This is a genomic window from Natrialba sp. PRR66 (assembly GCF_034808065.1).
Taxonomy (GTDB): Archaea; Halobacteriota; Halobacteria; order Halobacteriales; family Natrialbaceae; genus Natrialba; species Natrialba aegyptia.
In genome coordinates this window covers 1-284 of sequence record NZ_JAXHGN010000052.1, presented here as the reverse complement: position 1 = coordinate 284, position 284 = coordinate 1, and the positions used below count along the sequence as shown (strand labels likewise).

Below are 284 nucleotides of genomic sequence, written 5' to 3'. Positions count from 1 at the left end.
GAACGCCTATCCGTCCGGCGACGAGACCGAGCAGGAAGCCAGTGAAATGCGCGATGAGCGCGACGTCCGGCGCGCCCGTAGCGACGGTGACGACGGCCGCGAGGACGGCAAAGCCGAGTAGTTGGACGGGGGGGCTCAGGTCGAAGCGGGAGAAGAAACCGCTGGCAAGGCGGTTCCCGGTGAGAACGTAGCCAAGGAGCGCGAACACGGCACCGCTAGCGCCGAGTACCGGGATCGGTTCCGCGATCAGGCTCTTGAGCAGGACCTGGACGATGCCGGCGGTC

At 67.3% G+C, this 284-nt stretch carries 1 protein-coding gene; it reads right to left on the bottom strand.

All coding sequences use genetic code 11. From position 1 onward, the window contains the following. Positions 1-284 (bottom strand): rhomboid family intramembrane serine protease (locus tag SM755_RS23445; RefSeq protein ID WP_323174808.1); only part of this gene is annotated, 284 nt, incomplete at both ends.